The following is a 26,459-nucleotide window of genomic DNA, read 5'->3' as shown; positions in this document are numbered from 1 at the left end:
TCAAAAAGATACGGAACCGAATTCGTTAACCAGCAGGGGAGTTGACCATGAAATCCACGGTCCTGAAATCAACCATCACCGGGCTTGTCCTGGCCGCCGCCACGGGCGCGGCTTGGGCGGACAAAGCCAATGACACGCTGAATGTCGCCTTCACCAAAGAGCTTGAGAACGTCGACAGCTACTTCAACTCGTCCCGCGAAGGCGTGGTGCTGCAACGCGCGGTCTGGGATGGTCTGATCTACCGCGATCCGGTCACCAACGAATACATGGGCAACCTCGCCACCGAATGGGAATGGGTCGACGACACGACCATCGAATTCAAACTGCGCGAAGGCGTGAAATTCCACGACGGGTCGGACTTCACCGCCGATGACGTGGTCTTTACCGTGAACTACGTCGCCGATGAGGCCAATGGCGTGAAAACGCAGCGCAACGTGAACTGGATGAAATCGGCTGAGAAGGTCGACGACTACACCGTGCGCATCATGCTGAAAGAGAAGTTCCCGGCGGCGATCGAATTCCTCTCCGGCCCCGTTTCGATGTATCCCAGCGACTACTACGAAGAAGCCGGCCCCGAAGGCATGGGCCTGAAACCCGTCGGCACTGGCCCTTACAAGGTGACCGAAGTCGTCCCCGGCCAGCACTTCAAACTGGAAGCCTATGAGGGCTACCACGACAGCCCCAAGGGCAAGCCCAGCATCAAGAACATCGACATCCGCACCATCCCGGATGTGAACACGCAGATGGCCGAACTGTTCAGCGGCTCGCTTGATCTGATCTGGCAGGTACCGTCGGACCAAGCCGAGAAACTGGCCGAGCGGGATGAGTTCCAAGTGTCCAACGAATCCACCATGCGTGTGGGCTATCTGACGCTGGACGCGGCAGGCCGGTCCGAGGACAGCCCCTTCACCGACGTGCGCGTGCGGAAGGCCGTGAACTATGCGATCAACCGTCAGGAACTGGTCGACGCGCTGCTTAAAGGCAAATCCAAAGTCGTCTACACCCCCTGCTTCCCCAGCCAGTTCGGCTGCGACGAAGACGCGGCGGTGAAGTATGAATACAACCCCGAGAAGGCCAAGGAATTGCTGGCCGAGGCGGGTTACGAAGACGGTCTGACCATCGACTTCTACGCCTACCGCGACCGTGAATATGCCGAGGCGATCACCAGCTATCTGAACGCCGTCGGCATCGATACCAACTTCAAGATGTTGCAGTATTCCGCCCTGCGCGAGCAGAACATGAAGGGCGAAACCGCCGTGTCCTTCCAGACATGGGGCAGCTATTCGATCAACGACGCCTCCGCCATGGTCAGCCAGTTCTTCAAACATGGCTCGCTCGACTACGCGATGGACGACGAAACGCTGGAATACCTCAACATCGCCGACAGCTCGACCGACCCCGAGGTCCGTAAAGAGAACTACTCCAAGGCGATCGAACGCATCACCGAGGAAGCCTATTGGGCGCCGATGTTCTCCTACAACACCAACTATGTGACCACCAATGAGGTGGAATACACACCCACAGCCGACGAAGTCCTGCGCTTCACCACGGCCAGCTGGAAGTAAACCAACCGGCGGGGGCGCCGTGACCGGTGCCCCCGCCCTTCTCCCCTTCCGCACCCAACCCAGACCCACGCGGCAGGCCCTCGCCTGCGGCGCAGCCTCAAGGTAGTTGCACCCGTGCTTCAATTCATTCTCAAACGATTGGGACTGGCCCTTCTCGTGGCCTTCACCGTGTCGTTTATCAGCTTTAGCCTGCTGTTCCTGTCGGGCGACCCCGCCGCCGCGCTGGCCGGTGAAACCGCCAGTGGCGAAGATATCGAGGCCCTGCGCCGTCTCTATGGTTTTGACCGGCCCATGCTGGTGCAATATGGCGAATGGCTGTTCTCGGCCCTTCAGGGCGATTTCGGCGAAAGCTACTATTTCCGCCTGCCCGTCGCCTCGCTCATCGCCGATCGGTTGAGCGTGACCATGACGCTCGGGGTCTGCGGGATCACCTTCGCGTTGCTGACCGCCGTGCCCTTGGGCGTGGTCGCCGCGATCCGCCCCAATTCGATCATCGACCGTGTGGCGCTGTTCATCTCGGTTGCCGGTCAGGCGATGCCGAGCTTCTGGTTCGGCCTCATCCTGATCGTGGTGTTTGCCATCCAACTGGGTTGGCTGCCACCCTCGGGCACCGACACATGGCGGCATTTCATCCTGCCGACCGTGGTGCTGGGCTATTACGCCATGCCCGCCATCATGCGCCTCACGCGCGCCGGTATGCTGGACGTGTTGAACTCCGACTACATCCGCACCGCGCGGGCCAAGGGCGCGAACGAGCGCCGGGTGCTGTTCCGCCATGCGCTGCGCAACGCGATCATCCCCGTGGTCAGCCTCGCCGCCGTGCAGATGGGCTTCATGCTGGGCGGCTCCATCGTGGTCGAATCGATCTTTGCCCTGCATGGCGCGGGCTATCTGGCGTGGGAGAGCATCGCGCGCAACGACCTGCCCACCGTTCAGGCGCTGATCCTGATCTTCTCGATGTTCTACATTGTTTTCACCTTCCTCGCAGACGTGCTGAACGCATGGCTCGACCCCCGCATGAGGAGCAGCTGACATGGCCACGGCAAGCACACATGACAGCCTTTTGGACGAAATCACCGGCCCGACCCCCGGCCAGATGCTGCGCAAGCGCATCTTCGGGCACCAAGGTCTGCTGATCGGGGCGGTCGTTCTGATCATCCTCACGATCATTGCGATCCTCGCGCCCTGGATTGCCCCGCATGATCCCTATGCCCAAAGTCTGATGACTCGGATGGAGCCCCCCGTGTTCATGGGCGGCACATGGGAGCATCCCTTGGGCACCGACCATCTGGGCCGCGATTACCTGTCGCGCCTCATCTACGGCGCGCGGATTTCGCTGCTGATCGGGGCTGTGGCGGCGCTGATCTCTGGCCTGATCGGAACCGCGATGGGCGTGGCCGCGGGCTACTTCGGCGGCAAGGTCGATGCGGTCGTCACTTTCCTCATCAACGTGCGTCTCGCGATGCCGGTGGTGCTGGTGGCGCTGGCTGTGGTGGCGATCCTTGGCGGATCTCTGCAAGTGGTGATCATGGTACTGGGCCTGCTTTTGTGGGACCGTTTCGCGGTGGTCATGCGCGCCTCGACCATGCAGGTGCGGCGGCGTGAATATGTCGCGGCGGCGCAGGTCATCGGCGCCTCCACCCCGCGCATCCTCTTGTCCGAGATCATGCCCAACATCGCCAACAACCTGATCGTCGTCGTGACGCTTGAGATGGCCCACGCGATCCTGCTCGAAGCGGCGCTGTCCTTCCTCGGCCTCGGGGTGCAGCCGCCGACGCCAAGCTGGGGGCTGATGGTCTCTGAAGGTAAAAACATGATGCTGTTCGAGCCATGGCTCGTCCTGATCCCCGGCGCTGTTCTTTTCGTGCTGGTGCTGGCGATCAACCTGATGGGTGACGGCCTGCGCGACGTCACCGCCCCCGAAAACCGGAGCTGACCCATGACAGAACCACTTCTGAGCGTCCGCAACCTGCGGCTCGACATTCCCACGGGCGGCGGCACCTTGCATGCGGTGCGCGGGATCGACTTCGACCTCAACCGTGGCGAGACCCTGTGCATCGTCGGCGAAAGCGGCTCGGGCAAATCGCTCACCTCGCTGGCGCTGATGGGGCTCTTGGGCAAATCCATCAAACGCCGCGCGGATCGGATGACCTTTGACGGGACCGAGCTGACCACCGCGAGCCAAGGCCAGATGCGCAAGCTGCGCGGGGCGCGGATGTCGATGATCTTCCAAGAGCCGATGACCTCGCTCAACCCGGCCTACACGATCGGCGATCAACTGGCCGAGGCGCTGCTTTTGCACCGCAAGGTCAGCCGCCAGCAGGCACGGAACCGGGCGATTGAACTCTTGGAGAAAGTCGGCATCACCGCCGCCGAGAGCCGTCTGTCGCAATATCCGCACCAGCTGTCGGGCGGGTTGCGCCAACGCGTGATGATCGCCATGGCCCTGATGTGCGAGCCGGAACTGATCATCGCGGATGAGCCGACCACGGCGCTCGACGTGACCATTCAGGCGCAGATCCTGCGGCTGCTCCACGATCTGGGGCGCGAGATGAACATGGCCGTGATCCTGATCACCCATGACCTCGGCGTTGTGGCCCGCGTGGCTGACAAGGTCGCGGTGATGTATGCGGGCGAGCTGGTCGAAACTGGCCCGGTGGGCGATATCTTTAACGCGCCCTCGCATCCCTACACCCGCGGACTGCTGCGCTGCATCCCGCTCCCGGGCAAGACCGACCGCGGCGCGAAACTGGGCACGATCCCGGGCATCGTGCCCTCGCTGGTGGGCGAGGTTGAGGGCTGCGTCTTCCGTACCCGTTGCCCCCATGCGGTGGCCGAATGCCGTGGCGACATCCCCAAACGCGAAGACGGCAACCACGCCTTCCGCTGCATTTTCCCCGATGGCAAACGCCATTCCGAGAAGGAGCTGACCGTATGAAGGACAGCGTGAACACACCCCCGGTGCTGGAGCTTTCCGGCGTCAGCAAGACCTACCGGGTGAAACAGGGCATGTTCGGCAAGGTCAAACCGCTCACGGCGGTGAACGACGTGTCGCTGCAACTGGGCAAAGGCGAAGTGCTGGGCCTCGTCGGTGAATCCGGCTGCGGTAAATCCACCCTCGCCAAGATCCTTTTGGGGCTGGAACAGCCTACCGCCGGTCACGTCAAAATCGACGGCGAAGAGATTACCGATCAGGGCCGTCTTGCACTGGCGCGGCGAATTCAACCGATCTTTCAAGACCCCTATTCCTCGCTCAACCCGCGCAAGAGCATCTATGACGTGATCTCTCTGCCGCTGCGGGTGCACAACATCGGTGATGAGGAGAGCCGCAAGAAAAAGGTCAAAGAGATCCTCGACGTTGTGGGCCTGCCGCAACGGGTGATCAACACCTACCCCAGCCAGATGTCGGGCGGCCAGCGCCAGCGGGTGGCCATTGCCCGGGCGCTCATCATGAAGCCCGAGGTGGTGATCTGCGACGAGCCGACCTCGGCGCTGGATGTCTCGGTGCAGAGTCAAATCCTCAACCTTCTGGGCGAGCTGCGCGAAGAGTTTGGCCTTACCTATCTCTTCATCAGCCATGATTTGGCGGTGGTCGAACACCTCGCGACCCGCGTGGCGGTGATGTATCTGGGCGAGATCGTCGAGCAGAACTCGGTCGCCGGGCTCTTTGACGCGCCGCGTCATCCCTACACCAAGGCGCTGTTGAAATCCGTGCTGACGCCCGAGCCCGGTTTGGGTGTGCCCGACACCCAGCTTGGCATGGCCTACCCGAACCCGATCGCGCCGCCGCCGGGTTGCCATTTCCATCCGCGCTGCCCGCGCGCGACGGATCTGTGCAAACAAAAGGCACCGCGTCACACCCCGATCCCGCAGGGGCATGTCGCCTGCCATCTGCACGATCCGGAAACCCCCATGTACGAACAAGAGTAATCCCATGTCATCGAACCTGTCGCACAGCAGTCAAACCCGCAAAACGGTCATCGAAACCGAACATGGCGTTGTCGCCGCCCAGCATCGGTTGGCAGCAATCGCGGGGGCCGAGGTGCTTGCGGCAGGGGGCGATGCGGTGGATGCGGCTGTGGCCACCTCTTTCGTCATCGGCGTGTTGGAACCTTGGATGAGCGGCCCTGCGGGCGGCGGGGCGATGATGCTCTGGCGCGCCGAAGAAGGCCAAGCCCATGCACTGAACCACGGCATGCGCAGCCCCGGCGCGCTCGACCCGGCGAATTATCCGCTGAGCGGGCGGGGCAAGGCGGGCGATCTCTTCCCGTGGGAGCATGTGGAGGGGGACCGCAACGTCCAAGGCGCCACTGCCATCGCCGTGCCTGGGGTGGTTGACGGGCTGGGCCAAGCCCATGAACGTTTCGGCAAAATGCCTTGGGCCGAGCTGCTTGCCCCGGCGGTTGAACATGCCCGACAGGGTCTGTTGGTGGATTGGTATGCCGCGTTGGTCATCGCCTCTTGCACGCGCGCCCTTGCGCAGGATGCGGATGCGGCGGACCTCTTTCTGGAAGACGGGCAGTGGCCGACGATCAGCGGCTGGACCGCGCTGGCCGAAAAGCGGCTGGACCAATCGCGCATGGCCGACAGCCTTGACCAGATCGCGCGGCACGGGGCGCGCGCGCTCTATGATGGAGACCTCGGGGCCGCGATGGCGCGGGATGTGCAGGAGAAGGGCGGCTGCCTCAACCACGACGACCTGCAAGCCTACCGCGCCGAATTCAGCGCGCCGCTCGACTTCGCCTACCGCGACGCGCGCTTCCACGTGGTTCCGGGGCTGACCGCCGGGCCAACCTTCCGCGATACTTTTGCCTCTCTCGCGACCGAAGACCTCGGGAACGCCCCCGGCCCAGACAGCTATGCCGCCATGGCCGAGGCGCTCAAAGGCGCCTATGCCCGCCGTCTTGGCTCCATGGGCGATACCGGCGAAAGCCCCGAGGCACCGGGCTGCACCACGCATTTCTCGGTCGTCGACCGTCACGGGAATATGGTGGCGCAGACCCAGACGCTTTTGTCGATCTTCGGCTCCCGCGTCGTCTCGCCCTCGACCGGGTTTTTGATGAACAACGGCATCATGTGGTTCGACCCGGTTCAGGGCCGCCCGAACTCCCTCGGGCCGAACAAGCGCTGCCTGATGAACGTCTGCCCGGTGATCGGCGAACAGGGCGACAAACGCTTTGCCTTCGGCGCCTCCGGCGGGCGCAAGATTTTGGGCGCGGTGGCGCAACTGTCCTCTTTCGTCACCGATTTTGACATGTCGCTCGAAGACAGTTTCCACTCGCCGCGCATTGACGCTTCGGACGCCAACCAGCTCATCGCCGATGAAAGCCTGCCGCGCGACGTGCTCGACCGGCTGCGCGAGAACAATGAGGTCGCCGAGACCAAACGCACGATCTTTCCCTACGCTTTCGCCTGCCCCGCGGGCGTGATGCGCGCGGGCGGGCAGAATTCCGGCTGCACCGAGATCATGTCGCCTTGGGGCGACGCCATTTCCGAAGATATGACAAAGGACATTGAAGCATGACCCGCGATCAAGCGATCGAAGCGATCTCGACCTATTTCGATGAGGGGACATTCCAAGCCGAACTGGCCAACCTCGTCTCTTATGAGACCGAAAGCCAGAACCCCGACCAAGCCCCCGAACTGAAACGCTATCTGGTCGAGACGATGGAGCCGCGGCTGACGGCCATGGGCTTTGCCTGTAGTTTTCATGACAATCCCGACCCGCGCGGCGGCCCCTTTCTGGTGGGCGAGCGCCGTGAGGGGGACGACCTGCCGACCGTGCTGACCTATGGCCACGGCGACGTGATCCGCGCCCAGACCGACCAGTGGCGCGAGGGGCTGCATCCTTTCAAACTGGTCGAAGAGGGCGACAAGCTTTATGGCCGCGGCACTGCCGACAACAAGGGCCAGCACCTGATCAACATCGCCGCCATCGAAGCCGTGCTGAAAATCCGCGGCAAGCTGGGTTTCAACTGCCGCATCGTGATCGAGATGAGCGAGGAGACCGGCAGCGCGGGCCTGGCCGAGTTCTTTGCCGAACACCGTGAGGAACTGACCGCCGACGTGCTCATCGCCTCCGACGGGCCGCGGCTGCAACCCGAAGTGCCGACCATGTTCATGGGGTCGCGCGGGGGCGTGTCGTTTGACCTGATCGTCGACAAACGCGAAGGGGCGCATCACTCGGGCAACTGGGGTGGCTTGCTTGCCGATCCTGCGATGATCTTAGCGCAGGCCCTATCGACCATCACCGACAAACGCGGGCAAATCCAGATCCCCGAGTGGCGGCCCGACAGCCTGACCCCCTCGGTCCGCGCGGCGTTGAAAGATCTGCCGATCGAAAGCGATGATGGCCCCGCCATCGACACCGACTGGGGCGAAGAAGACCTAACCCCGGTCGAGCGCGCCTACGGCTGGAACAGCTTTGCCATTCTCGCGATGAAAAGCGGCGTGCCCGAAGCGCCGGTCAACGCGATCTCGGCCCATGCGACGGCCACCTGCCAATTGCGCTATGTCGTCGGCACCGATCCCGAAGACATCCTGCCCGCCCTGCGCCGGCACCTTGATAAACAGGGGTTCGAGGATGTCCGGATCGAACCGCATGACCGTGGCTTTTTCCGCGCGACGCGGCTGGATGCGGATCACCCTTGGGTCAAATTCGTGGCTGACTCTCTGACGAAAAGCGCCGGGAAAGCGCCGCATATCCTGCCCAACCTCGCGGGCTCGCTGCCCAATGACAGCTTCAGCGATATCTTGGGCCTGCCCACCGTCTGGGTGCCGCATTCCTACCGCAGCTGTTCGCAGCACGCGCCGAATGAACATGTGCTAAAACCCGTCTGCCGCGATGCGCTGCGGGTGATGGCGGGCGTGTTCTGGGATTTGGGCGAAGGCAACACGCCGCCGCGCGCCGCGTAAAACTGCCTGGCGGGGGCCGTGGCCCCTGCCCGTTCTAAATTGCCGCGCGGATGCAGGCTTCGAGGGTTTCCGCCTCAAGCACGCAAGGATTCGCGCGCATGGAGGAAGAAGCCGCCGCCTCGCGGGCCGTCTCGCCCAGATCCGCATCTTCGGGGATCCAACGGTTCAACCGATCCAGCCCCCAATCGTCGAGCATGGCGGTGAGCGCTTTGAACGTGCCGTCCTCTGGCAGGTCGAACCCGTCGGAGAGCCACATCTGCACCTCCGAAAACCGGGTCGAGGCCCCAATCGCATCCCTGTTCGCGGCCAAAACGGGACCGAGCAAACGCCCGCAGATCAGCCCATGCGGCGTGCCGAAACGCCCGCCGATCACACCCGCCAGCCCATGCACGGCCCCGAGGCCCGCATTGGCCAGTGCCAGACCGCCCGATAGGCTGACATAGGCCAGCGCATCCCGCGCGGCTGGATCCTCACCCTCGGCCAGACGTTTAAGCGCGGCGATGCCCTGCGGGATCGCGGCGCGGCAGAGGGCATCGCTCAGCGGGTTGGCCTTGCTGGACAGATAGGGCTCGATCACCTGCACCAACGCGTCGAGACCGGAGCCCAAGGTCACCCCGCGCGGCGCGCCATCGGTCAGCGCCGGGTCGACCAACGCCAGACGCGGCAGCATACGGTCGTCGCGCAGGCTGACTTTTCGCGCGGCCTCCGGCACGGCGATGACGGCGTTTTTGGTCACCTCGGCCCCTGTGCCTGCGGTAGTGGGGATCGCGATCATCGGCAGGGGGTCGGCCTGCAAGGGTTTGCCCGCGCCCACGACTTCGAGATGCTCCATCACGTCGCACTCCGACGGGATCAGCGCCGCTGCCGCCTTGGCAAGGTCGATCACCGCGCCGCCGCCCACGCCCAGCACCACATCCGCGTCGCGCCCCGCCGTCACGGCGGCGCGCACGTCTTCGACCGATGGCTCACCGCCGCCGCAAAACTGGGTCACCTCGCAGCCCGCTGCCGCCAGATCGCGCGCCAGTTCATCGACCCATGTGACCGAACTGCCGCGCAGCAATAGCACTTGCCGCCCATAGCCGCGCGCAGCGGTGACCGCTCCACCCGCGACGCCACGGCCAAAACGGATGCGTCCGGCGGTGGCGAAACCGAAAGGGGAAATCCTCTGCATCAGAACTGCAACGTCGCCTGAACAGCCCGCTGCCAAGCGCCGTATTTCTCTTCGCGCGCGGCCTCGTCCATCTGGGTTTCAAACCGCCGATCAAGCGCCCATTCGCGGGCGAAGCCTTCCATATCGGGGTAGATGCCCGCCCGCTGCCCGGCGAGCCACGCGGCCCCAAGCGCTGTCGTTTCCAGCACATCGGGGCGGTCCACCGAGGCGCCGATCACGTCCGAGAGGAACTGCATCGCCCAGTCACTGGCGCTCATCCCGCCATCGACGCGCAGAGTCGCAATCTCGCCCGGCTGGCCTTGGGCGGCCCAATCGGCCTGCATCGCTTCCAAGAGGTCACGGGTCTGGTAGCCCACGCTTTCGAGCGCCGCCCGCGCGAGTTCCGCAGGGCCAGAGTTGCGCGTGAGCCCATAGATCGCGCCACGGCATTCGGCGTTCCAGTAAGGCGCACCGAGGCCCACGAAAGCAGGCACCAGCACCACATTCTGATGCGGATCGGCCTGCTCGGCCAATGCCTGCGTCTCGCCCGCCTCGCGGATCATCTTGAGCCCGTCGCGCAGCCATTGCACCACGGCCCCGGCAACGAAGATCGACCCTTCGAGCGCATAGGTCGGCTTGCCGTCGAGTTGGTAGGCGATGGTGGTGAGCAACCGGTTGGTCGAGGTCACCGCCGTCTCGCCCGTGTTCAGGAGGGCAAAACAGCCGGTGCCATAGGTCGACTTCATCATGCCGGGCTGGAAACAGGCCTGCCCGATGGTTGCCGCCTGCTGGTCGCCCGCGACACCGAGGATCGGGATCTCGCGGCCAAAGAGGTCGGGCCGCGTGGTGCCGAAATCGGCGGCGCAGTCCTGCACCTCGGGCAGCATTTCGAGCGGCACGTCGAACATCTTGCAGATCGTCGTGCTCCAACGGCCTTTGTGGATGTCATAGAGCATGGTGCGGGCGGCGTTGGTCGCATCGGTCACATGGCGCGCGCCGCCGGTGAGCTTCCAGATCAGATAGCTGTCGACCGTGCCGAAAAGCAGCTCGCCCGCCCGCGCACGCTCGCGCGCGCCTTCGACGTTGTCGAGGATCCATTTCAGCTTGGTGCCTGAGAAATAGGGATCGGCCAGCAAGCCGGTGCGTTCGGTGATGATCTTGTCGTCGCCGCTTTCGCGCAGCGCCCGGCAGAAATCAGCGGTGCGGCGGTCTTGCCAGACGATGGCGTTGTGGACAGGTTTGCCGGTCTTTGCGTCCCAGACCAGCGTCGTCTCGCGCTGGTTGGTGATGCCGATGGCGGCGATGTCATCGGGGCGCAGACCGGCCTTTTCGATCACCGCGCGGCAGGTGCCAGCGGTCGTCGACCACAGATCGCCCGGATCATGTTCGACCCAGCCGGAGCGGGGGAAATGCTGCGGAAATTCTTCTTGGGCCGTGGCCGTCACCGACATGTTGCCGTCAAAGATGATCGCCCGCGAGGAGGTGGTTCCCTGATCAATGGCGAGGATATGGGTCATGGCGCGGCCCCCGGATGTTGGATGAAACGAAAAAGGGGCCGGAACGCTGCTGCGTCCCGGCCCCCGAAAGTTTGGCTTACTGCCAGGACTTGATCAACTCTTCGTAGCTGATGGTCTCGGGCTCGGGGTCTTCGTTGTCGAGCTTGGCAACGGGCGAACCTTCCTGCTCAAGCCAGTAGGAGGCTTCACGCTCCTCGTTCATTTTCGGACCCAGATCACCTTGGACGCCTGCGCGCTCAAGACGTTCCATGACCTTTTCCTGCTCGGCGCAGAGGCTGTCGAGCGCTTCCTGAGGTGTTTTCGCACCCGACATCGCGTCGCCGATGTTCTGCCACCAAAGCTGCGCCAGCTTGGGGTAATCCGGCACGTTCGTCCCAGTGGGCGACCATGCGGTGCGCGCGGGCGAACGGTAGAATTCCACCAGACCGCCGAGTTTCGGCGCGCGCTCGGTGAAGCTGTCGTGCTGGATGGTCGACTCGCGGATGAAGGTCAGACCGGCATGGGCTTTCTCCACGTCCACGGTTTTCGAGGTCACGAACTGCGCATAGAGCCATGCGGCTTTGGCACGGTCGACGGGCGTGCTTTCCATCAGCGTCCAGCTGCCCACGTCCTGATAGCCAACCTTCTGGCCTTCTTTCCAATAGGCACCATGCGGGCTGGGGGCCATACGCCACTTGGGCGTGCCGTCTTCGTTCAGCACGGCCTTGGCGCTGTCGTTGACCATGTCGGCGGTGAATGTGGTGTACCAGAACATCTGCTGCGCGATGGCCCCCTGCGCGGGCACCGGGCCTGCTTCGCTAAAGGTCATGCCCGCGGCTGCGGGGGGCGTGTACTTCTCCAGCCATTCGATCGCTTTGGTGATCGCATAGACCGCCGCTGCATCGTTGGTGGCGCCGCCGCGTGCCATGCAGGACCCGACAGGCTGGGAGTTCTCGTTCACCCGGATGCCCCATTCATCGACCGGCAGGCCATTGGGCTCCCCCACATCGCCGCCACCCGCCATGGACAGCCACGCGTCGGTGTAGCGCCAGCCAAGGCTTGGGTCTTTCTTGCCATAGTCCATGTTGCCATAGACTTCGACGCCATCAATCGTGCGGCCAGTGAAGAATTCAGCAATGTCCTCATAGGCAGACCAGTTGACCGGCACGCCCAGCTCATAGCCGTATTTTTCTTTGAATTCAGCCATCAGCTCAGGATCGGTGAACCAATCGTGGCGGAACCAGTAAAGGTTTGCAAATTGCTGGTCGGGCAGTTGGTACAGATCACCATCCGGGGTGGTGGTGAAATCAAGGCCGATGAAGTCGTCCAGATCGAGACCGGGGTTGGTCACGTCCTTGCCTTCATTCTCCATCCAGTCGGTCAGGCTGCGCGCCTGTTTGTAGCGCCAGTGGGTGCCGATGAGGTCCGAGTCGTTGACATAGGCGTCATAGATGTTCTCGCCCGACTGCATCTGGGTTTGCAGCTTTTCAACCACGTCACCTTCACCGATCAGGTCGTGGGTGATGTTGATGCCGGTGATCGCGCTGAAGGCCGGGGCCAGCACGTTGGCTTCATATTCGTGCGTGGTGATGGTTTCAGAGACCACCTTGATGTCCATGCCTTTGAAGGGCTCGGCCGCGTCGATGAAGAATTGCATCTCCGCTTCCTGCTCTTCGCGGCTCAGCGCGGAGCGTTCGATTTCCTCGTCGAGGAACTTCTTCGCGGCTTCCATATCCGCGAATGCTGGCCCGGCGAGCAGACCGAGCGTGACCGCCAAAGCGGTACTCGATTTCATGACAGATCGTTTCATTATGTCCTCCCTAGACATTTGGTCGTGTCGTATGGCGGCCCCGGTTGCCCAGGGTCCGCCGTGATAGCGCCTAGACCCAGCGAAATACGGCTGCGGCATAGGCAAGGCAGACCAGCAGCGCATAGGGCTGCGGACCCGCCTCGAAACCCAGCCAGATCAAATTGATAAAGGCCGAGCCGAGAAGCGTGATGAACAGACGGTCACCACGGGTTGTCTCAATCCTGAGGATGCCCACACGGGGCGTCTCAGGGAATTTGATCGCGAGGATCGTGAAGGTCACGAGTAACAGCGCGATGACACCGAAGAAGATCGCGGTGGGCATGGTCCAAGCCATCCAAGACATGGGCGGTCTCCTCTCTTATACCCGCCCGAGGGCAAAGCCCTTGGCGATGTAGTTGCGGACGAAATAGATCACCAGCGCCCCCGGCACGATGGTCAGCACACCCGCCGCGGCCAAGACCCCCCAGTCGAGGCCCGAGGCCGAAACGGTGCGCGTCATGGTGGCCGCGATGGGTTTGGCATCGACCGAGGTCAGCGTGCGCGACAGCAGCAGTTCCACCCATGAGAACATGAAGCAGAAGAAGGCCGCGACCCCGATGCCGCTGGCGATCAGCGGGGTGAAGATGCGGATAAAGAAACGCGGGAAGGAATAGCCGTCGAGGTAGGCCGTCTCGTCGATTTCTTTCGGCACGCCGCGCATGAAACCTTCAAGGATCCAAACCGCGAGCGGCACGTTGAACAGGCAATGCGCCAGCGCCACCGCGATATGCGTGTCAAAGAGGTTGACCGAAGAGTAAAGCTGAAAGAACGGCAGCGCGAAAACGGCGGGCGGCGACATGCGGTTCGTCAGCAGCCAGAAGAACAGGTGTTTGTCGCCCAGAAACGTGTAGCGCGAGAAAGCATAGGCCGCCGGCAGCGCCACGGCGAGCGAGATCACCGTGTTCATTACCACATAGATAAGGCTGTTCACATAGCCCATATACCAGCTCGGATCGGTGAGGATCTTGGCATAGTTCGCCAGCGTCAGGTCCCGCGGATAGAGCGAGAAGGACCCGAGGATTTCGGCATTGGTCTTGAGGCTCATGTTGATGAGCCAATAGATCGGCAGCATCAGGAACAGCAAGTAGAGCGTCATCACCACCACCGAGCCCTTGGGCCGGAAGCGGCTGCGCCGGGTGCGTTTGGCAGCGGTCACGTCACCCGGAATGGGCGCGGCGCCGGGGGCTTGCACGGTTGTGTCGGTCATCACACACCATCCCTTTTGTCGAGGTTGACCATCACGGTGTAGAACACCCATGAGATCAACAGGATAACGAGGAAATACATCAGGCTGAACGCCGCTGCGGGGCCGAGGTCAAACTGGCCGATGGCCATTTTCACCAAGTCGATCGACAGGAAGGTCGTGGCATTGCCCGGCCCGCCGCCGGTCACGACGAACGGCTCTGTATAGATCATGAAGCTGTCCATGAAGCGCAGCAGAATGGCGATCATCAGCACGCCCGCCATCTTGGGCAGTTCGATGTAGCGGAACACGGCCCAACGGCTGGCTTGGTCGATCTTGGCCGCTTGATAGTAAGCGTCCGGAATGGATTGCAGACCGGCATAGGCCAAGAGCGCCACCAGAGAGGTCCAGTGCCAGACATCCATGACCACAACCGTAATCCACGCCGAGGTGATGTCTTGGGTGTAGTTATAGGTGATGCCCAGCTTGTCGAGCGTATAGCCCAGAAGGCCGATGTCGACGCGGCCAAAGATCTGCCAAATGGTGCCGACCACGTTCCACGGGATCAACAGCGGCAGGGACATCAGGACAAGGCAGAAACTGGCCCAGAACCCGTTTTTCGGCATGTTGAGCGCAACGAAGATGCCAAGCGGAATTTCGATCGCCAGAATGACGCCCGAGAAGATCAACTGACGGCCAAGCGCGTCCCACATCCGGTCGCTGTCGAGCATGTCGGAAAACCACTCCAGCCCGGCCCAGAAAAATTCGTTCCGGCCAAAGGTGTCTTGTACCGAGTAGTTCACCACGGTCATCAGCGGGATCACGGCCGAAAAGGCCACGAGGATCAGCACCGGCAGGACAAGGAACCATGCCTTTTGGTTGACGGTCTTGTTCATGCGGCCTCTCCCTCTGCGCTGATGCGCCAGTCGTCGTCATAGACGTTGATGCCCGCCGGATCGAAACTGATCGCGGTGTTTTCGCTCGGCACTGTCGCGCCCTCCTCGGCGATGGCGCTGACCTGCTGGCCTGCCACGTCGAGACGGATGATCTTGTGACGGCCCACATCCTCGACACGGGTCACCTTGGCCGGAAGGCCCAGACCTTCGCCATTGATCCGAACGAACTCAGGCCGGACGCCCAGTTGCGTTTTCTGTCCCTTGGGGGCGTAGGTCTTGTTCAAATTGACACTCGCGCCCGCAACCTGCGCCGCATTGCCCGCGATCTGCGCGTCAAAGAGGTTCATCCCCGGCGAGCCAATGAAATAGCCCACGAAAGTATGGGCAGGCCGCTCGAAAAGCTCCTGCGGCGTGCCGATCTGCACGACGCGGCCATCATACATCACCACCACCTTATCGGCGAAGGTAAGCGCCTCGGTCTGGTCATGGGTGACATAGATCATCGTGTGGCCGAATTCGTGGTGCAGCGATTTGAGCTGCGTGCGCAGTTCCCACTTCATATGGGGGTCGATCACCGTGAGCGGCTCGTCGAACAAGAGCGCGTTCACGTCCTCGCGCACCATGCCGCGGCCCAGCGAAATCTTCTGCTTGGCATCTGCTGTGAGGCCCCGCGCCTTGCGGTTCAGCTCATCCTCCATGCCGATCATCTTGGCGATCTGTTGGACGCGGGACGCGACATAAGAGGCATCCGCCCCGCGGTTGCGCAGCGGGAAGGCCAGATTGTCATGCACGGTCATCGTGTCGTAAACGACCGGGAACTGGAAAACCTGCGCGATGTTGCGCTCCGCGGTCGGCGCATGGGTAACGTCTACATCATTGAATAGGATGCGCCCCTGCGAAGGCTGCAAAAGCCCCGAGATGATGTTGAGCAATGTGGATTTGCCACAGCCCGAGGCGCCCAAAAGCGCATAGGCTTCGCCGTCGATCCAGTCGTGGTTCAATTCCTTGAGGGCGAAATCATCCTCACCGCTGGGATTGGGCAGATAGGAATGGGCGAGGTTATCAAGCGTGATCTTGGCCATTATGCCGCCTCCGCATAGGGCGCGGCCGAGACGAGCGCCCCGTTCGCGTCAAACAGGTAGATATGCGCCGGGTCCAGATAGACCGACAGCGGCTGGCCGGGCTGCAAATGCTGAATGCCATGCACCAGACCGACCCATTTCGCGCCGTGGTAATCGAGGTGGATAAAGGTCTCCGACCCCGTGATCTCGGTCACGTTCAGTACCGCGTCAAAGCCGATGGCCTCCGGCGCCTGCGCGCTTAGCGTGAGGTGGTTGGGGCGGAAACCGGCGGTATATTCGCCGTCGCGCAGGCCGGCCATGCTGGCAGGTGCCGCCATCTCACCCCCGTCGAAGCGCAGCGTGTCGCCCGATTTGGTCATGCTGAGGAAGTTCATCGGCGGGTCAGAGAACACCCGCGCCGTGGTCGCATTCTCGGGCCGGCGGTAGACGCTCGGCGTCGGGCCGAATTGCGTAACGCGGCCTTCCCAGAGCGTCGCGGTATTGCCGCCCAGAAGCAGCGCCTCTTCCGGCTCGGTCGTGGCATAGACAAAGATCGACCCGGCCCGTTCAAAGATACGCGGGATTTCGGCACGAAGTTCTTCGCGCAGCTTGTAGTCGAGGTTGGCCAGCGGCTCATCCAAGAGCACCAGCCCGGCATTCTTGACCAGCGCCCGCGCCAAGGCGCAGCGCTGCTGCTGGCCGCCCGAAAGCTCCAGCGGTTTGCGGTCGAGCATCGGGGTGAGCTGCATCAACTCAGCGGTTTCGCGCACGGCGCGATCGATCTCATCCTTCGACTTGCCCACCAGCTTCATCGGAGAGGCGATGTTGTCGTAAACCGTCATCGAGGGGTAGTTGATGAACTGTTGATAGACCATGGCGACCTTGCGGTCCTGCACCCGCATGCCGGTCACGTCTTCGCCGTTCCAGATCACCTGCCCGGTGCCCGGCACATCGAGCCCCGCCATCAGCCGCATCAGCGACGTCTTGCCCGAGGACGTAGGCCCCAAAAGCACGTTCATCGTGCCTTTTTCCAAGGTCAGGTCGGTCGGGTAGATATGCGTTTGGCCGCCTACCGTCTTCGACACGTTCTTCAGGATCAAACTCACGTTCGACCTCCCCTCATTCCGCCGCAGAGGCGGCTTGTTTCGCCGCGCGCATCTGCATCCATTCATCAAGACGCGCGATCTGCGTCTCGTCCATTCGCAGGCCCAGCTTGCTGCGGCGCCAGACGACGTCCTCTGCGCTGAGGGCATATTCCTTGTTCATCAGCCAAGCGGCCTCGCGCGCGGTGAGGGTAGCCCCGAAATGCTCGCCCATATCCGCCAGCGTCTTGGCCTCGCCCGCCATCGCCCAAGCATCCGTACCATAGGCGCGGATCAGCCGTGCTGCCCAGCTTTCATCCAGAAAGTCATAATCCGCTTTCAGTCGCGCGATCAACTGCGCCACGCCGTCCACCGGGAAATCACCGCCGGGCAGGGCGACGCCCGCGGTCCAATGGCCCGACAGCCCGTCGAAATGCGGCGCGATCAGCTCCAGCGCGTCTTCGGCCAGTTTGCGGTAGGTCGTAATCTTACCGCCAAAGACATTGAGGATCGGCGCGCCGCCGGTCTTGTCGACCTTGAGCGTATAATCCCGCGTCGCCGCCGTGGCGCTGCTGGCGCCATCGTCATAAAGCGGACGCACCCCGGAATAGGTCCAGACGATATCTTTGCGGGTGATGTCCTGCTTGAGATAGCCGTTCACGAAGTCGATCAGGTAGTCCTGCTCTTCGGGCGTGCATTCCGGGGTGACGGACGGATCAGGATGATCGGCGTCAGTGGTGCCGATCAGGGTGAAATCCTGCTCATAGGGGATCGTGAAGATGATCCGCCCATCGGTGCCTTGGAAGAAATAGCATTTGTCGTGATCGTAGAGCCGCTTGGTCACGATATGGCTGCCGCGCACCAGCCGCACCCCTTCGGAGGAGTTCAGGCGCGCGGTGTTGTGGATGATGTCGCCGACCCACGGACCACCCGCGTTGACCAGCATCTTGGCGTGGATCACCTCGCGCCGGCCATCCGCGCCATGCTCTACGGTGACCGCCCAGCCATCGGCGCTGCGGTCGGCAGAGACGACTTTGGTCCGGGTCATGATACGCGCGCCGCGCAGTTCGGCGTCGCGGGCGTTCAGCACCACAAGGCGGGAGTCTTCGATCCAGCAATCGGAGTATTCAAAAGCCTTCTCGAACCGATCCTCCAGCGGCGCCCCTTCGGGCGTGCCGCGCAAGGAAAGGCTGCGTGTGGCGGGCAGGATTTTACGCCCGCCGAGGTTGTCATAGAGGAACAGGCCCAGACGGATCAGCCATGCCGGGCGGCGGCCCCGCATCCACGGCATGAACAACCGCAGCAGTTTAGAGGTCGGCGTATCGCCCTCGAACCGCATGTCGCGGTGATAGGGCAGCACGAAACGCATCGGCCAAGAGATATGCGGCATCGCCTTCAGCAGCACCTCGCGCTCGGTCAACGCATGGCGCACAAGGCCGATCTCGAAATACTCAAGGTAACGCAGCCCGCCGTGGAAAAGCTTGGTCGAGGCCGAAGAGGTCGCCGAGGCCAGATCGTTCATCTCGGCCAAGGTCACGCTCAGACCCCGGCCTGCCGCGTCGCGCGCGATCCCGGCGCCGTTAATGCCACCACCGATGACGAATAAATCGACCGGGGCAGCGGCCATATGGCTTTCGGGCTGTTGGTTCACGATCCGGCCCTCCCCCAGCTCAGACTGTCCAATTTGGGGCAGTGTTACGAAACGACTCCCAACTGCACAAGAATTATTTTCGTTTATGTTCGTTTCACCAGCATAGCGAACATGTTAAACGTGTCTTGCTGCGCGAATGCTTGCGTTAGCCAAAACACTGGAGATAATGCGCCAACAGCAGGCAGGAGCGACGCCCATTTCACAGACATTCCGCCATCCCGACATCCTTGAAATCGCCCGGCGCGAAGGCAAAGTCACCGTCGATGGGCTGGCCGAACATTTCGGCGTGACCCATCAGACCATTCGCCGTGACCTTACGGAACTGGCCGACAGCGGTAAGCTTGAGCGGGTCCATGGCGGTGCGGTGCTGCCCTCGGGGGCCAGCAACATCGGCTATGCCGAGCGGCGCAATCTGCATGAAGAGGCCAAGAATCGCATCGCCCGCGCCTGCGCCGAACATATCCCCGACGGCTGTTCGGTCTTTCTAAATATCGGGACCAGTACCGAGGCGGTGGCCCGCGCCCTGCTTCACCACCGCGATCTGATGGTGGTAACGAACAACATGAACGTGGCCAATATTCTGGTCGACAACCCCGAATGCCGCATCGTGCTGACCGGCGGCGCGCTGCGCCGGATGGACGGCGGTCTGGTCGGCAATCTAACGATCGAAACGATCCGCCAGTTCAAATTCGACATCGCGGTGATCGGCTGTTCGGCAATGGACGCGGATGGTGATCTGCTCGACTTCGACATCGAAGAAGTCGGCGTCAGCCAATGTATCATCGCGCAGTCGCGCAAGACTTTTTTGGTGACCGATCATTCCAAATTCAAACGCTCTGCCCCCGCGCGCATCGCCTCGGCGCGGGAGGTGAATATGTTCTTTACCGATCTGGCGCTGCCTGCGGGCCTTGCCGAGAAATGCAACGGTTGGGAGACCGCAGTGGTCTATGCGCCGGAAGAGTGACCCCCGCCGCTAGGCGTCTGTCCATTCCCGCGCGCGGGGCTTGACCACGAGCGTCGGCTTGCAGGCTTTCAAAGCGTCGACAAAATGCTGGCTCCAGAGGTTCACATCCGTGGCCCGCACCTGCGCCATGCAGCTTGCATGGCGGCGCTTGCGCTCTTCCAGCGGCAGAGCGAGCGCGGTCTTGAGCGCTTCGCTCATGTCTTCGATGTCATAGGGGTTGACCTGAATCGCATCCGTCAGGTCTTCGGCGGCGCCGGCCATATGCGACAGGATCAGCACGCCGGGGTCTTCGGGGTTTTGCGCCGCGACATATTCCTTGGCCACAAGGTTCATCCCATCGGCGAAGGGCGTCACGATCCCGACCCGCGCCCGGCGATAAAGGCGAGCCAAAAGGTTGCGATCAAGGTTGCGGTGGATATAGCGCAGCGGGGTCCAGTCGATCTCTCCATGCTCCCCGTTCACGCGGCCGACAAGCTCTTCCAACTCGTAGCGCAACTCGCGATAGGCGGCGACTTCCTCTCGGCTGGGCGGGGCGATTTGGACCATGCTCACCCGGCGTTCCCGCTCATCCCGGGTTTCAAGATAGCGGCCAAAGGCGCGGAAGCGGTTGGGCAGACCTTTGGAGTAATCCAGCCGGTCGACGCCGATCACGATGTCGCCTGCCATATCGTCGGCCAGACGGTCCTGCGCGCTGCCGCCCTGCGCGGCCTGCACAAAGGTTTCCACGTCGATCCCGATGGGGAAAGACCGTAGCGCCACCGCGCGAGAGCCGCATTTGATCGTGCCATCCATGAGAAATTCGGAATCGGTCTCAGCCCGGAACATCTCAAGACAGCGGGCCACATCGGCGCGGGTTTGCAGGCCTACGAGGTCATAATCCGCCAGCCAATGCGCCAGATTGGCCTCCCGCGGGAGGGCGCCCATATCGCCCAAGGCGGGAAAGGGAATATGCAGGAAAAACCCGATCTTGCCGGTGAAGCCCAGCTTGCGCAGCTCTGTGGCGAGGGGGAAGAAATGATAGTCGTGAACCCAGATCATATCGTCGGGCTCGGCCACCTCCATCACCTGTCGGGCGAGGCGGGCATTGACGGCGCAATAGCCCCGCTCGAACCCGCGGTCGAGCTTGACCAGATCGCCGCGGCGGTGACAGACAGGCCAAAGCACCGAGTTCGAGAAGCCGAGGTAGAAATTCTTGTAATCTTCGGGGGTTAGGCTAAAGCTCAGCCGGGTGTAATTACCCTGATCGCCATATTCGCTGAGACTGTTGGCGGGGGTTTCCGTGGTTTCGGGGTGCGACCCGATCCAGATGCCGCCGATCTTGCGCAGGGTTTCATGCAGCGCATAAACCAGCCCACCGGAAGGGGCGGCCTCCGACGGGATGCGATTTGAGATTACAATTAATCTGCCAGCCATTTTATGCCTCGGGAACAATCATTTTCGGTCGCCGAGCCTGATTAGGCGGAACGCCGACCACCACTAACGGTTTAATGGTTTAGGTCGGTAAAGGTTCCCAGCTTGAGCGCCTTTGGTCAAATCTTTTGCAGGTGCAGCATGGCCAAGGGCCGGAATTATTTTCTCAGCGCCCAAGAAAGAACCACGCGACCCCCACAGGCAGCAGCGACATCAGGATCATCGACAGGATGACCACCCGCCCGTCGCGCATAAGATAGCCCGCCGCGAAAATGGCGATCATCGCCGACGCGATGGAGCCGGAAGTGGGTACGACTTCCATGAAGGGCATGAACATCGACAGGGCCATCACCATGAACAGGGGCAGGTAAATCCACGGGCGGTGCAGGATGAAGGTCGAGCGCTCGTGCAGATAGCGGTCCACGAAATCCACCGGGCGGCGCAGCCACCGCACCCCCTCGCGGAGTTTCTTCGCGGCGATGTCACGGCGCATGACGAAACCGGGCAGCCAGAGGCTGTCGCGGCCAAAGATCATCTGCACCACCAGAAACAGCACCACCAAACCGATGAAAGCCGTGATCCCCGGAATGCCGCTGGCGGGCGAGGTTGAGATCAGGCTGAAGGCAAGAATGGTTGAGGCAAAAGAATGTTTACCCAGACAATCAATGATCTCTTCCACGGTGATTTGCCGATCCGCGCCGCCGGAAAGATGCTCCATCTCATCTAGGACGCCGCTGAGGGTTGGCCGACCTGTATCGCTCATGAAATTCTAGTCCTTCTAACGTCGGGCGATAGCGCTACTCCTGTTAACAATGCGTGAGCGCGCTGAAAGTTCGCCCGAATTGTCAGTTCAAGTTCACGTCTTCGCGCGCAGAAAGGCCAGAAGGCCCCGCTCGGCTTGGGTCATGTCGTCTATATCGGGCGGGTCGGGCAAGTCTTGCGGGGTCTGGCAAAGTTCGATCACCTGCGGATGGATATAGCTGTTACGCGCGATGGTGGGCGTATTGTGCAACCGTTCGGCGGCGGCTTCGGCCATGGATTTGATGCTGGGCTTGTCCTCTTTCAGCGCAACGTCGAAGGCGGCGACGGACCCGGCCCAAGTGCGAAAGGTCTTGGCCGAGAAGCCTTCGGTGCCAGCGGCCTCGGCGATGTAGTCGTTCAGCGCGGTGGAGGTCAGACTGCGCGGCTGCCCCTCTTCGTCGAGCCATGTCAGCAGGTCCGCGCCGGGTAGGTCGCGAATTTTCTCAAGCGCGCGCATTAGGGTGCGGTTGGCGATCTGGCGGCGGACCCGTTTGCCGCCCTTCGCCATGAAGGACGCCTGCAACTTCCCATCGCGCAGGACCAGATGCCGCCGTTTCAGGGTCAGCGTGCCATAGGTGCGGTTGGTTTCGGCATAGACCTGATTGCCGACGCGCAACGACAGCCGGTCGATCATCGCCACGGCGGCGGCCAGCGCGAAATCACGTTCGCCCAACTCCTCCTTAAGATCACGGCGCACGCGGCGGCGGATGCGCGGCAGGGTCTCGGCAAACTCGGGCAGACTTGCGTATTTCTCCTGCGCCTGCGCCTCGGACCAGAGCGGATGGTAACGGTATTGCTTGCGGCCTCGCGCATCGAAGCCGGTCGCCTGAAGGTGCCCATTGTCATAGGGGCTGATCCAGACCCGCTCATAGGCCGGGGGCACCGCCAGTTTCACCAGCCGCGCCCGCTCGGCCTTGTCCTTGATGCAGCGGCCATCGGGCGCGTGATAGGAAAACCCCCGCCCGCAGCGCCGCCGAGCGATGCCGGGTTTGCTGTCGGGGTAGTACCTGAGCGTCGATGGTGCGGTCATCTGGGCTTCCGATTGCGATAGGCGGGGTGGCGTCTGGGGCCTGCCCCCGTTTTGATCAACGCGGGCACATCGGCTGGGTTCCCGCGGCGCACATCGCGCATCTCTGCGCAGTTGCAGCATAAATCCGTTGATTTCGCTGCGCTGGCGCATAGGTTTCTGGGGGAACGCCCGTGCAACGAAACGGATAGACCGGACCCTATGGATAGCACCACCCTGTCGCCCCGCAATCTGCCGCCCGTGATCCCGGTCGAGCGCCATGCGTTCTTCCTTGATCTCGACGGCACGCTCGCCCCCATTGTCGACAACCCAGAAGACGCCTGTCTGCCGGAGGCGACGCGCCAACTTCTGACCCGTCTTGTCGCAAAGACGGATGGGGCGGTGGCGGTGATCTCTGGCCGGGCCATGGCGGATGTGGACCGTATCTTGGGTGCGCTGCGCCTGCCGGTCTCAGGATCGCATGGGCTGGAGCTGCGGCTTAGCACCGCGGAGGATCACGCGCCGGAGCAGAGCGCGGGCATCCCCACCCCGGTCATCGACCGGGTCGAGGAATTCGCCGTCCTGCATGGGGTAACATCCGAGCGCAAGCCCGGCGCGATCGCGCTGCATTACCGCAAGGCCCCGGAGCAAGAAGACGCCTGTCGCGGCTTCGTCGATACGCTGGTCGGCGAAGACTCCAGCCTGCGCGGTTTGCATGGCAAGATGGTCAGCGAGGTCGCCTTGAAAGGTGTCGACAAGGGCGGCGCGGTGGCGCGGTTCATGGCCTCCCCCGCCTTCGCAGACCGTCTGCCCGTGATGGTCGGCGATGACGTGACGGACGAAGACGGCTTTCGCGCGGCGCAGGCCATGGGTGGCTTTGGCATCAAGATCGGCCAAGGGCCGACCGAAGCCCAACATCGCATCGAAGACGTGGCCGGTTTTGCCGATTGGCTGGAAGAGATTTTGCGCTGATCCGGCCCGCCCGGCAGCCGCATCATGAATAGAAAAGAGGGACTTATGGATCTAGGTGTCATCGGGAATTGCGCGGTTGCGGCGCTGGTCAGCCGCGAAGGGGCGATCAACTGGTTCTGCCTGCCGCGTTTCGACGGCGATCCGGTCTTTCACAGCCTGATGGGCCATGGCGCGGGCGAAGAGGGCGACGGGGAATTTGCCGTCGAACTCGAAGATATGACCGAGAGCGAGCAGAGCTACCTGCCCAATACCGCGATCCTGCGCACCGTGTTGCGCAGCCCAAAGGGCGCGGTCGAGGTTGTCGACTTCTGCCCCCGTTTCACCGCCTATGGCCGCAGCTTTCGCCCGCAGATGCTGGTGCGGCAGGTGCGGCGTATCGAAGGCTCCCCCCGTGTGCGGATGCGGCTGAAGCCGCGCTTTCAATGGGGGGAAGTGGCCCCGACCCTCACCCGTGGCTCCAACCATGTGCGTTTCGTCGGGCCTGAGCAGAACATGCGCCTGACCACTGACGCGCCGATTGATCATGTGCTCGACGGGCGGATGATTAACCTCGAAGGTGAGATGACCTTCATCCTCGGCCCCGATGAGACCCTGTCGGACAGCCCTGAGCAGATCGGCACCACCTTCCGCACCAAGACGACCCGCTATTGGCAGCGCTGGACCCAGCGTTTGGCGATCCCTTTCGAGTGGCAGGAGGCCGTCATCCGCGCCGCGATCACGTTGAAACTGTGCAGCTATGAGGCCACGGGCGGGGTGATCGCCGCGATCACCACCTCCCTACCCGAGGCGCCGGATTCGGGGCGCAACTGGGATTACCGCTATTGCTGGGTGCGCGATGCCTTCTTCACCGTCCGCGCGCTCAACAGCCTCGCCGCGACCCGCACGTTGGAGCATTATTTTCAATGGCTGATGAACGCCGTGGCCGATGCCGAGGGCGGGCATATCCAGCCGGTGCTGGGGCTGGGGCTAGAGACGGCGCTGACCGAACGTATCTCGCCCAGTCTACAGGGGTTCCGTGGCATGGGGCCGGTGCGGATCGGCAATCAGGCGCATGAGCATTTCCAGCATGACACCTATGGCAACATCATCCTCGGCGCGGCCCCGGCATTTTTCGATCACCGTCTGCCGATGAACACCGGACGCACCGCCTATGAGCAGTTGGAGCCGCTCGGCGAACAGGCGTGGGAGCTGCACGACCAGCCCGACGCGGGCATCTGGGAATTGCGCAGCCGCGCGCGGATTCACACCTCCTCGTCGCTGATGTGCTGGGCCGCCTGCGACCGTCTGGCCAAGATCGCGCGGCATCTGAAATTGGTTGACCGCGCCACCCTCTGGGCGGAGCGGGCCGAGGTGATCCGCGACAAGATCCTCGACAACGCATGGTCCGAGGAACGCGGCGCCTTTGTCGAAAGCTTCGGCGGCAGCACCCTCGACGCGAGCGTTTTGCTGATGGGCGAGGTCGGCTTTCTGCCGCCGAAAGACCCGCGATTCATCGCCACGGTCGAACGTCTTTCCGAAGTGCTGGGCCGCGGCCCCTTCATGTTGCGATACGAAGAGGCCGACGATTTCGGCGTGCCGGAGGTGGGCTTTAACGTCTGCGCCTTCTGGCGCATCGACGCGCTGGCGCGGATTGGCCGCGAAGAGGAAGCACGCAAACTGTTCGAAGAGTTGCTGGAGGCCCGCAACCACCTTGGCCTGATGTCCGAAGACACTGCCTTTGCCACTGGTGAGGGCTGGGGCAACTTCCCCCAGACCTACTCTATGGTCGGAATCATCAACGGCGCCATGCGCCTGTCGCGCCGGTGGGAGGCCGAGCTTTAACGCGTGAACAACAGCCGCAGCCCCAAAAGCCCCAGCACAGCCGAGGCGATGCGGTCGAAATAGACCTTCGCGCGCAGGTAGCCTTGGCTGACGGCAGGGCGGCTCATGCCGAAGGCCAATGCGGTGTAGAAGGCCAGTTCGATGATCAGGTGATTGGCGACGATCAAGAGGTTCTCGCTCAGCCGCATCCCCTCGGGGAAGATGACGACCAGCACCGCGGCGGCGAAAAGCACCGATTTGGGGTTCAGGATATTGATCATCAGCCCCTGCCGGAACGCATGGCGGGCGGGTGTCACCGTGCTTGTCACCGGTGCCCGCGCCCCGCGCCACATGCCGTAAGCCACATACAGCAGGTAGGCTGCGCCCACGGTTTTCACGATGGCATAGGCCCATGGGAAGGCGAGGAATACGGCCTCCAACCCCAAGAGCGCGGCGAGGGTCCAGAACGACGCCACAAGGCCGAGGCCAGCCCCCACCGCAACGCCCGCCTGCCGCCCCGAACTCAGCGTCGTTTTCAACGCGATCAGAAAGGCCGGGCCGGGGCTGAGGATCGACGCGATGAGCGCGATGTTGAAGGCGATGAGATGCGAAAGTTCCATGGCGGCGGTCCCCTGTGACTGCGCCCAGCTAGGCGCGA

At 62.6% G+C, this 26,459-nt stretch carries 23 protein-coding genes; 10 read left to right on the top strand and 13 right to left on the bottom strand.

Features of this window, described 5'->3' with window-relative positions; all coding sequences use genetic code 11:
- Nucleotides 1–47 precede the first annotated feature (47 nt).
- The 7 genes from ACGYK9_RS15165 (at nt 48) to ACGYK9_RS15135 (ending at nt 8,480) form a co-directional block, all read left to right on the top strand.
- A complete protein-coding gene (locus ACGYK9_RS15165; RefSeq protein ID WP_271694045.1) occupies nt 48–1,565 on the top strand; it encodes an ABC transporter substrate-binding protein in 1,518 nt (505 codons plus the stop codon).
- Nucleotides 1,566–1,679: 114 nt separating this feature from the next.
- Nucleotides 1,680–2,597, top strand: coding sequence for an ABC transporter permease (locus ACGYK9_RS15160; protein ID WP_136720362.1), 918 nt, complete (start codon nt 1,680–1,682; stop codon nt 2,595–2,597).
- A 1-nt stretch (nt 2,598) separates the two neighbouring features.
- Nucleotides 2,599–3,501 carry an ABC transporter permease gene (locus ACGYK9_RS15155; RefSeq protein ID WP_271690227.1) on the top strand — a complete coding sequence of 301 codons (903 nt, stop codon included), beginning with the start codon at nt 2,599–2,601 and terminating at the stop codon, nt 3,499–3,501.
- Between the two features lie 3 nt (nt 3,502–3,504).
- The gene (locus tag ACGYK9_RS15150; RefSeq protein ID WP_394411588.1) at nt 3,505–4,503 is read left to right on the top strand and encodes an ABC transporter ATP-binding protein; all 999 of its coding nucleotides are present in this window, start codon (nt 3,505–3,507) and stop codon (nt 4,501–4,503) included.
- On the top strand, nt 4,500–5,495 hold the full coding sequence (locus tag ACGYK9_RS15145) for an ABC transporter ATP-binding protein (RefSeq protein WP_394411591.1): 996 nt from the start codon (nt 4,500–4,502) through the stop codon (nt 5,493–5,495). The genes ACGYK9_RS15150 and ACGYK9_RS15145 overlap by 4 nt, the downstream gene beginning before the upstream one ends.
- Nucleotides 5,496–5,499: 4 nt before the next feature.
- A complete protein-coding gene (locus ACGYK9_RS15140; protein WP_394411594.1) occupies nt 5,500–7,089 on the top strand; it encodes a gamma-glutamyltransferase in 1,590 nt (529 codons plus the stop codon).
- A complete protein-coding gene (locus ACGYK9_RS15135; protein ID WP_394411597.1) occupies nt 7,086–8,480 on the top strand; it encodes a M20 family metallopeptidase in 1,395 nt (464 codons plus the stop codon). Before ACGYK9_RS15140 ends, ACGYK9_RS15135 begins: the two co-directional genes overlap by 4 nt.
- A gap of 34 nt (nt 8,481–8,514) precedes the next feature.
- Here the strand turns inward: ACGYK9_RS15135 and ACGYK9_RS15130 are convergent, their stop codons facing one another.
- The 9 genes from ACGYK9_RS15130 to glpD all read right to left on the bottom strand — a co-directional run bounded on the left by ACGYK9_RS15130 (nt 8,515) and on the right by glpD (nt 18,824).
- The gene (locus ACGYK9_RS15130; protein ID WP_394411868.1) at nt 8,515–9,642 is read right to left on the bottom strand and encodes an iron-containing alcohol dehydrogenase; all 1,128 of its coding nucleotides are present in this window, start codon (nt 9,640–9,642) and stop codon (nt 8,515–8,517) included.
- Nucleotides 9,643–9,650: 8 nt separating this feature from the next.
- Entirely contained in the window at nt 9,651–11,147 is a 1,497-nt protein-coding gene (glpK, locus tag ACGYK9_RS15125; protein WP_394411600.1) for a glycerol kinase GlpK, read from the bottom strand.
- A gap of 76 nt (nt 11,148–11,223) precedes the next feature.
- Nucleotides 11,224–12,936 (bottom strand): ABC transporter substrate-binding protein, encoded by a 1,713-nt coding sequence (locus tag ACGYK9_RS15120; protein ID WP_394422579.1) that lies wholly within the window; start codon nt 12,934–12,936, stop codon nt 11,224–11,226.
- 70 nt (nt 12,937–13,006) lie between these two features.
- Nucleotides 13,007–13,279, bottom strand: a complete 273-nt coding sequence (locus ACGYK9_RS15115) for a DUF2160 domain-containing protein (RefSeq protein ID WP_067268456.1) — start codon at nt 13,277–13,279, stop codon at nt 13,007–13,009.
- Nucleotides 13,280–13,294: 15 nt separating this feature from the next.
- Nucleotides 13,295–14,182, bottom strand: coding sequence for a carbohydrate ABC transporter permease (locus ACGYK9_RS15110; protein WP_067268458.1), 888 nt, complete (start codon nt 14,180–14,182; stop codon nt 13,295–13,297).
- Nucleotides 14,182–15,054: a carbohydrate ABC transporter permease gene (locus ACGYK9_RS15105; RefSeq protein WP_067268460.1), complete on the bottom strand. Its 873-nt coding sequence runs from the start codon at nt 15,052–15,054 to the stop codon at nt 14,182–14,184. Before ACGYK9_RS15105 ends, ACGYK9_RS15110 begins: the two co-directional genes overlap by 1 nt.
- Nucleotides 15,051–16,136 (bottom strand): ABC transporter ATP-binding protein, encoded by a 1,086-nt coding sequence (locus ACGYK9_RS15100; protein WP_394411609.1) that lies wholly within the window; start codon nt 16,134–16,136, stop codon nt 15,051–15,053. The genes ACGYK9_RS15105 and ACGYK9_RS15100 overlap by 4 nt, the downstream gene beginning before the upstream one ends.
- Complete coding sequence (locus ACGYK9_RS15095; protein WP_394411612.1) at nt 16,136–17,221, bottom strand: ABC transporter ATP-binding protein; 1,086 nt, start codon at nt 17,219–17,221, stop codon at nt 16,136–16,138. The genes ACGYK9_RS15100 and ACGYK9_RS15095 overlap by 1 nt, the downstream gene beginning before the upstream one ends.
- Before the next feature lie 13 nt (nt 17,222–17,234).
- The gene (gene glpD / locus ACGYK9_RS15090) at nt 17,235–18,824 is read right to left on the bottom strand and encodes a glycerol-3-phosphate dehydrogenase (RefSeq protein ID WP_394411870.1); all 1,590 of its coding nucleotides are present in this window, start codon (nt 18,822–18,824) and stop codon (nt 17,235–17,237) included.
- 220 nt (nt 18,825–19,044) lie between these two features.
- Between glpD and ACGYK9_RS15085 the strand changes: the two genes are divergently transcribed.
- The gene (locus ACGYK9_RS15085; protein WP_271694052.1) at nt 19,045–19,812 is read left to right on the top strand and encodes a DeoR/GlpR family DNA-binding transcription regulator; all 768 of its coding nucleotides are present in this window, start codon (nt 19,045–19,047) and stop codon (nt 19,810–19,812) included.
- A gap of 9 nt (nt 19,813–19,821) precedes the next feature.
- On the opposite strand, the gene ACGYK9_RS15080 is transcribed toward ACGYK9_RS15085, so the two are convergent.
- The 3 genes from ACGYK9_RS15080 to ACGYK9_RS15070 all read right to left on the bottom strand — a co-directional run bounded on the left by ACGYK9_RS15080 (nt 19,822) and on the right by ACGYK9_RS15070 (nt 23,053).
- A complete protein-coding gene (locus tag ACGYK9_RS15080; RefSeq protein ID WP_394411615.1) occupies nt 19,822–21,225 on the bottom strand; it encodes a trehalose-6-phosphate synthase in 1,404 nt (467 codons plus the stop codon).
- Nucleotides 21,226–21,388: 163 nt separating this feature from the next.
- A complete protein-coding gene (locus ACGYK9_RS15075; protein WP_067268470.1) occupies nt 21,389–21,985 on the bottom strand; it encodes an exopolysaccharide biosynthesis protein in 597 nt (198 codons plus the stop codon).
- Between the two features lie 93 nt (nt 21,986–22,078).
- The gene (locus tag ACGYK9_RS15070) at nt 22,079–23,053 is read right to left on the bottom strand and encodes a DNA topoisomerase IB (protein ID WP_394411618.1); all 975 of its coding nucleotides are present in this window, start codon (nt 23,051–23,053) and stop codon (nt 22,079–22,081) included.
- Between the two features lie 198 nt (nt 23,054–23,251).
- Here ACGYK9_RS15070 and otsB point away from each other — a divergent pair, with 198 nt between their 5' ends.
- Both otsB and ACGYK9_RS15060 read left to right on the top strand, forming a co-directional pair.
- Nucleotides 23,252–24,001: a trehalose-phosphatase gene (gene otsB, locus ACGYK9_RS15065; RefSeq protein ID WP_394411621.1), complete on the top strand. Its 750-nt coding sequence runs from the start codon at nt 23,252–23,254 to the stop codon at nt 23,999–24,001.
- Nucleotides 24,002–24,046: 45 nt separating this feature from the next.
- Complete coding sequence (locus ACGYK9_RS15060) at nt 24,047–25,822, top strand: glycoside hydrolase family 15 protein (protein ID WP_394411624.1); 1,776 nt, start codon at nt 24,047–24,049, stop codon at nt 25,820–25,822.
- On the opposite strand, the gene ACGYK9_RS15055 is transcribed toward ACGYK9_RS15060, so the two are convergent.
- A complete protein-coding gene (locus tag ACGYK9_RS15055; RefSeq protein ID WP_394411627.1) occupies nt 25,819–26,421 on the bottom strand; it encodes a LysE family translocator in 603 nt (200 codons plus the stop codon). The two genes, ACGYK9_RS15060 and ACGYK9_RS15055, sit on opposite strands and share 4 nt — an antisense overlap.
- Nucleotides 26,422–26,459 lie beyond the last annotated feature (38 nt).

It is taken from the genome of Sulfitobacter sp. 1A15258 (assembly GCF_043557045.1).
Taxonomy (GTDB): domain Bacteria; phylum Pseudomonadota; class Alphaproteobacteria; order Rhodobacterales; family Rhodobacteraceae; genus Sulfitobacter; species Sulfitobacter faviae.
The sequence above is the reverse complement of the archived record's forward strand: the minus strand, read 5'-3'. Positions and strand labels throughout refer to the sequence as shown.